This window comes from Novipirellula sp. (assembly GCF_041583735.1).
GTDB lineage: Bacteria > Planctomycetota > Planctomycetia > Pirellulales > Pirellulaceae > Novipirellula.
Map to the genome: position 1 here is coordinate 1 of NZ_JBFHFD010000400.1, position 8,124 is coordinate 8,124.

Genomic DNA, 8,124 nt, shown 5'->3' on the forward strand with positions numbered 1-8,124 from the left:
CGCGGAGGCACGCAAAACGTGGCAGGACTTCTTGAGTTCATGGAAGGCGATCGACGCCGGTGAAGACACCGTAGCGATTGATGAATACCTGGCTCGCGCGGAATACGAGATCGCACACACTTATGGTCTTCCGACCCCAGCATCGATTCGCGATTTAGAACTGGCGACCACTGCAGCGGAGCGTTTTCTAAGTCACCATCCCGAACACGAACTCGCGTCGAAAGCAGAGCTGGAAATCGCACAAGGCTTTGCGCACCATCGTCGCCACACTCAAGCGGCGGAACGCCTCGAATCCTTCGTTGACACTCCTGCCTATGCCGAAACCCCCGAAGTCGCCGTGGCGCGTCAAATGCTTGGACAACAGTTCTTGGCGCAAGAAAAGTTTGATGAAGCAATTGCCGCCTGGAGAGCTTTCCTGGAAAACCACCCAGCAGACCCTCATTGGCCCGAAGTCCAAAAACGGATCGTCGATACCGAATTCGCCAAGGCTGCATACGCGAAGAGGCAAAAAAAGTACGGAGAGGCTCGTGATTTGTGGACCAGTTTTCTGAACAAACATCCGCTCGATGCACGCGCTGCGAAGATCTTGTTGACGCTTGGTGAAATGAAGTCGTCCGAGGCGGCGGAATTGCACAACCAACGTGTTGCCAAGGCGATCGAAGATGGCAAGTCGGCTCAGTCCGTTGATTTAGACAAACAGACCAAGCAGCTTTTCCAAGATGCGATTTCCGATTGGCGACGTGTGGTCAATAAATACCCCGATACCAGCGAAGCGTCCATTGCTTCGTTTATGATCGGCATCACTTTGGAAGAACGCCTCGGGGCACTGAAGGAAGCGCTCGAAGCTTACAAACAAGTCCGCAATAACGTCCGCGCGGTACAACGCATCCGCCGCTTGACATCGCCCACGCTGCAGATTGTCACGGAACGGAAATTCCGCAGCGACGAACAACCGCGAATCAAGTTAACCACACGCAACTTGGAAAACGTGACGGTTAAAACCTATCGCGTCGACATGATTGACTATTTCCGCAAGATGCATTTGGCCAGCGGGATTGAAACACTCGACATCGCATTGATCGATCCCGACTCGCAATTTGTTCACAAGATCGCAAACAACGAGCAATACAAACAAGTCGAAGGGGATATCGAAATCCCCGTGGCTGGCCCTTCCGTTACCGCCGTTACGGTATCGAGCGACAAACTCGAGGCGACCACGATGGTGGTCGTCAGCGACATCGACATCCTCGTGAAATCATCTCGCAACGAATTGTTCCTATTCGCCGAAAACATGCGTTTAGGAGAACCTGCCGCCGGTGTCAGTGTGCTGCTGAGCGATGGGGACAAGGTTTTTGCCGAAGAAATCACCGGTGACGACGGCATTTTGCAAACGCAGTTGAGCGAACTTCGATCGATCAAGGATTTGCGTGTGTTCGCGGTCCAGGAGGGCCACATGGCGTCGACAGTCACCAATTTGAACGGGCTCGATTTCGCCGTCGGGCTGACGCCGCGAGGATACTTGTATACCGACCGCCCTGCGTACCGCAGCGGACAGCTTGTCAATATCAAGGGTGTCGTTCGCTGGGTCGACCAAGATCGCTACACCTATAAAGCAGGCGAGAAGTTTAAGCTCGACGTCTACGACTCGCGTGGACGTCAATTGCAATCGAGTGACGTTTCACTTGGCGACTTTGGCACGGTCAACGGCAATATTCTGCTCCCAAGCACCGCGACACCCGGCAACTATCGCGTTCATTTGCACCGCCTCACTTCGGGTGAATCAGATCGCGTGGGAACCTTGTCATTCGAGACCACGTTCACAGTCAGTGAGTACAAACTCGAGCCTGTCCAGCTTTCGGTCGAACCAGATAAACAAGTTTATCATCGTGGCGAAACCATTCGAGCCACGGTGCAGTTGAAATATTACTACGGCACACCGCTGGCAAACGAATTGATTCGCTATCAACTCGGCAGCCATGCAGCAGTGTCCGAAGGCAAAACCGACAACGAGGGCAAACTATCGATCGAGTTCGATACGAACTCGTTTGACGAATCGCAACCACTTCGTTTAACGGTTGAAAATCCCCAGCGAAATCTGACCACGACACACACGGTGTTTCTGTCGACGCGTGGATTTGAAATTGCAGCCTCCAGCACCCGGGATGTGTTCCTGAATGGCGAGTCATTTGAAACGCTTTTCAAAGCCTCTGACCCTGCCGGGAAACCGATCAAGACGCCTCTAAGTGTCGAAGTTTTCATGCAGACCGTCACCGATGGACGCGCGGGCGAAAAGCTCGTTGAGAGCCATGATCTTTCCAGCGACGATGACGATGGCGAGGCCCGGTTAACGCTAAACCTTGATGAACCGGGCATCTACGTGATTCGTGCCACGGGGACTGACCAATTTCAAAACAGGATCAGTGGCGAGAATCGAATTCGCATCTCCGGCGACAAGGACACCACGCGACTGAGAATTCTGACGGATCGTCATCGCTACCAGGTAGGTGATAGTGCCGCCGTGAATCTGCATTGGCGCGAGGCACCGGCGCTGGCTCTGCTAACATTCGAAGGGGCGTCGATTCTCGATTATCAACTTGTCACACTTGCCTCGGGCGATAACAAAATCGAGCTGCCGATGAAATCATCGTTCGCGCCCAACGTCTTTTTGTCGGTAGCGGTGATGACCAAGAATCAGTTTCACTCGGCGCAAAGTGAGTTTCGTGTATCGCAAATGCTGCAGATCGCACTGAAACCGCATTCACAACAATTGAAGCCGGGTGACGACTTGACTGTCGAAATCACGGTGACGGATCCGCAAGGCAATCCGGTCAAATCCGAGTTGTCACTGGGCTTGGTGCAAACGAACCTACTCAACACATTTAGAAACGTCCAGGATGCAATCGAAGCATTCTTTTCCGAGGGAATCCGCCCCACCGCGATACGCCAGAGCACAAGTTGTACGTTCACTTATCGTCCGGCCACACAGCCTGTCAGTGACTCGGCGTTGGCGGAAGCGGAACGTGTGGAAATATTAGAGCGTGAGACCCGCGCACTCGCCGATTTAAGCGGACGGATGATGCCGCCGACTGGAATGCACGATCGGAGGCTTAATGAAGCGGTTCCCATTGTTGGTGACTTTGCCGTTGCCTCGGATTGGATGATGGATGGGGGCGAGGCCAATCTTGACGAGCGTGTGAAATCCGATGTCGACAATGACATGGATGGACTGAGTCAATTTATTGAACCGTTCGGCGGGGCGGATGATCCATTCGGTGCGGATGTGCAACAACGCGAGCTCGGACAAATTCCGTCTTCGCAAGTCAGGGATTCTCTTTCGCGTCGTCGTGTGTTCAATGGAGGTTCCTATGGATCAAGGCCAATATCTGGCCTTCAAGCGAGTATCCCCCAGGCTGTGAATGCACCGATGGAGCAAAACGCACAATTGTTCTTTGAGCAATCGCCGGCATGGCGTGTTGTTCCGCAGACAGAATACTTTGACATCTCCGCGACCCAAAACCTCAACCCTAACTCGATTGTCAATGGAGTGACCGCGGATGGCGCATTAATTGTGCTGAAAGAACGGGCCGATATAGAACGGAAAATTCGTGAACTCGGGTTCCAATGGTTGCCCACGATGGCACACGCTGAAACGGCGTTCTGGGATCCAACGGTGGTCACCGATGACCAAGGGCACGCGACCATCACGATCACGATGCCTGCAAAATCAACGGCATGGCGTCTTACGGCCAAAGGCATCAACACAGAAACACTCGCCGGCGAAGCGAGCGAGGATGTAATCACCAAACGAGACTTGTTTGGGATCCTTAAAACGCCGCTTGCCTTTACCGTGGGCGACAAGACGAAACTGCCCATCGAAATCCATCATGGCCCCGGCGGCAAACGATCGGTATCCGTTTCGCTGAAAACGACCTTTGGCGACCCGTCCGCAACCGATTCCAAATCGGTCTCCCAAACGAAGACGATCGAAATCGATGGCGAGGGGATTCAGAAATTGGCAATCCCGATCGAAATTGAATCCGCGTCAAACGTGACGTTTGAGTTAACAGTCGCCTCGGACGGTGAACCCGATGACGTCACAACTGAAGTCGTCGCGGTTCGACCATTCGGATTCCCGGTGTTCCAAACCGCTAGCGGTACTTCGTCGCAAAACACTGTGGCGCTCATTGGACTGGACAAAGATCAGCCCACCGAAAGTTCCTCGTTGGAAATCTTGATTGGCCCGAGTGTCAATCGATCGTTGCTAGAAAGTGTCCTCGGAAGCAGCCCGAATCCGCTGTTCAACTGCGGCTTACCCTCGGCAAGCCCAATCGAACGTGCCATATCCGACGCAATGGGTGGCGCGGCCTTGCTGAAGATGATTGGCCAATCTAGAGACTCGGACACACCCGAAGGGCAAGCGTTGTCGGGTCGAGTCGCCTCGGCGGTGACACAACTGGTTTCGGCGGCACGCGAGCAAGGTGGTTGGTCGTGGTCAGGGAATCCTGATGCCCAATCCGCAGATCCCTATTTGTCATCACGTGTGATGTGGGCCCTACATGTCGCTCGCAGCATTGGATTCTCCGTTCCCCAAGCGACGATTGAAAAAGGCAAAGCCTATTTGCAGACGGCGTTTACCGAGACGGATTCGAGTGACCTCGAGCGACAAACCGTTCTATTGCATGCGATGGCAGTCTCGAAATGCGGCGATTTCTCGCTTGCCAATCGACTTTATCGCGAACGCAATCGATTGAGTCTCTCAGGGTTGATCCACTTGGCACTGACACTCGCCGAAATGAATCACAAAGAGATGGGGCTCGAGATTTTGCCGCTGATCAAGATACCTGGAGGCGATTCGCAGCTCAGCAATGAGGATCGTGACACGGTATTGCCCTGGATGCGGAATGTAACCGAGTTGCAGGCGATCTATTTGTTGGCACTGCAAGAAATGGATCCTCAAAATCCGAATGTGGCGAAAATGACGGAGTCGTTGTTGTCCGCCCGTGTTGGGTCGCGTTGGCCAATCGAAAAAGTAAACGGACCTGCGATTACCGCTTTGGCGAAATGGAACGCTGCGGCGGACAATGCTTCCGAGCCGTTTGAACTGACGCTCAATGTCAACGATCACGAACTCGAAACGCTGGCGATTGATCCGCGAAAAGACGGCACGCGTCGCATCGCCGTCGATGAAAGTTTGCTGAGCCACGAAAAGCCCAATCGGATCGAATTCAATTTGGTAGGACGTGCCACCTTCAGCTACTCTGCCGTTTTGACGGGCTTCGTGTCAGCAGACAAAATTAAGAGTTCAACAAAACAGTGGACCGTTCGTCGCATCTACGAACCCGCTCAAAAACAGCTCGACGGCCGCGACGTGCCGCGTGGCTTTGACGTCATCAATGGCAACTACCGCTCGTTCACTAACGCGTTGACTCAATTGCCGGTGGGCCAGCGAGGTGTCGTCACACTCAATCCACGTCGACACTACGTTACCAACCGTACCGGCGAAAAGTACGACTATCTGGTGCTGACCGAACCGATTCCAGCGGGATGTTCGGTATTGGATGGTTCCGTGTCAGGGCAATTTGAACGGTTTGAGATTGAACCGGGCCAAATCACGTTCTACATCGGAGATCGAAATTATCCTTCGGATATCAAATACACGTTGGTGGGCAGTATCCCTGGAAACTTTCGTGCTCCCCAGTCGATTCTGCGTAGCTTCTATGAACCTTCGCTGTATTCCATCTCGGAGGTCAAAACGCTCGAAGTGCTTGATGTCGGCGAGGCGTCAGTGGATGAGTATCGATTGACCCCCGACGAACAGTATTATTTTGGCAAACACGCATTTGAGAACGCCGACTTCGACGCGGCACATCGCTATTTGACGGAGCTGGTCGAAAATTGGCAACTCGATGCCGACAAATTCAAGAACGCGACGCAGTGGTTGTTTGCTTCGTCACTGAAACGAAAAAGTCACAGCGACACGGTCAAATATTTTGAGGTGCTAAAAGAAAAATTCCCCGACGTTGAAATTTCGTTTGAGGATATTTTGAAAGTGGCTAAGTCCTATCGTGAGCTCGGTGAATATGAACGCAGCTACTTGGTGTACCGAGCGACGGTTCAAGCCAGCTTTGAACGTGAGTCGCAAGTCGCGGGCTTTTTGAACGAACGAGGCGAATTTGTTCGCAGTGTACAGGTAATGGAGCGGTTACTGCATGACTATCCCGCCGAATCCTACGTTGCCACCGCGACCTATGCGTTGGCCCAGGAAACTTATCGACGCGCCGCGAAGGCAAGTGACGATGCGAAGCTAAAATCGGCTGAGATCACGCGAGTGCACTTGATCCATGCGGCAATCAAGATGCTCGATCACTTCGTCACGACTTGGCCCAAGGATCCCGCAGACGATCAAGCCAGTTTCGCATTGGCAACGGCACTGATCGATCTAGAACGATTCGAATTCGCGATCGATCGCTGTGAAAAATATGCTCAGCGTTATCCGCAGAGTCGGTTGCTCGATTCGTTTTGGTACATGATCGGGTACTGTCATTTTGAACTCGAACATCCCGAAGCAGCGCTTCAGATGTGTCGCAAAGTAGCTGAGGCGACGTTCGCCAATCCTGATACTGGCGGCACCCGTGTTGCCGACAATCGCTGGGAAGCGACCTATATCATGGGCCAGGTCTACCACAGTTTGGGCGATGCCGCCGACGCGATTGCGGAATACACCAAAGTCAAAGAGCGGTTCGCTGACGCTGCCGAAGCGATCCGCTTTTTTAATCGAAAAGCGGTCGAGCTCGATGAAGTCACCACGATCAAGCCAGACGATCCTAAAACGGTCGAACTGCGTTTTCGCAACATCGCCGAAGCGGTCGTGAAGGTCTACCGAATCGATCTGATGAAGTTTGGATTATTACAGCGAAACTTGGACCGCATTACCGCAATCAACTTGGCCGGAATCAAACCGTATCACGAGGCCACAGTCGAATTGGGGGATGGACGTGATTTTCGAGATCGTGAAAAGGCACTCGAATTGCCGCTGAAGGATGAGGGAGCCTATTTGATTGTGTGTCGAGGCGAAAACCTCTATGCATCGGGATTAGTTTTGGTGAGCCCGCTGGAACTCGTCGTGCAAGAAGACGCCACATCGGGACGCGTCCGGGTCAGTGTCAAAGATACAAAGAGCGACCAATTCCTTAACAACGTTCATGTGAAGGTCATCGGTTCGGCGAACGATGAATTTGTTTCGGATGATTCGGACCTACGTGGCTTGATGATCGCCGACGATATCAAGGGCACCAGCACCGTGATTGCGGCTCATCAAAACAATCAATACGCGTTTTACCGCGGCAAAGTTGATCTGCAGTCTGCGATCGCCGCAGCGAACACATCCTCAGTGTCGGGTAATGCGTCGGCCGAGGCCGCCCCCAACGCCATGGCTGGACAGAAGCCGCAGAGTAAAGGCAAAGCGGGGCTGCGAGACAACTTGTTCCGACAAAATTCGATCTACCAGGAAGAGCAACAATTGAATTTTGAAGGGCTGCTCAATAACGAGCGTCGCGGCATTACGACCAAAGAAGCTTACAAGTAAAAAGCTGAACGTTTAATGGCCATTTTGGTAGCGGAGCGGCGCGAGCCTGGTCCACTAAAACGTTGGTATTTACGTCGGATAATGGGGGTGAGTTTTTCTTCCGGCCGATACTGCAGTTACCTCTCCACCGACGAAGGAGACTGCTGATTTAGTTAGCCGTTTGGGCCAACGCTGTGAAGTATTTTTATGTAGAGAAACTCGTCAAGAGTTTCGGGAATTGAGTTCGTTCAACGAAAGTCTTGATGACTTCCGCTACGTTAAAACACGGCAAAAATTGCTTCACAGCGTTCCGTTTGGGCGCTAGCGGCTTGTTGATTTAATCGAAATGCAAATCGCAGTAGTGAGCCGTGGGCCGTAAGGCACCGGGTAATGCGTGGAACCCGGCCGCTCACGCGTCACGGCTCACTAAATCAACAGCCCGCTAGCCACGGTTTCGTCACCACTGAACCGGGAGCGCCCAAGCGGCTAACATAAAAGCGGTGATGTCGTACTAAATCAGCAGTCTCCGAAGTCGGGGGAGAGGTCGAGCACGCCCTTTA

1 protein-coding gene is annotated in these 8,124 nt (G+C 52.9%); it reads left to right on the forward strand.

What is annotated here, in order from left to right; genetic code table 11:
• Positions 1–31 precede the first annotated feature (31 nt).
• A complete protein-coding gene (locus ABX962_RS23855; RefSeq protein WP_372722972.1) occupies positions 32–7,585 on the forward strand; it encodes an MG2 domain-containing protein in 7,554 nt (2,517 codons plus the stop codon).
• Positions 7,586–8,124: the final 539 nt, after the last annotated feature.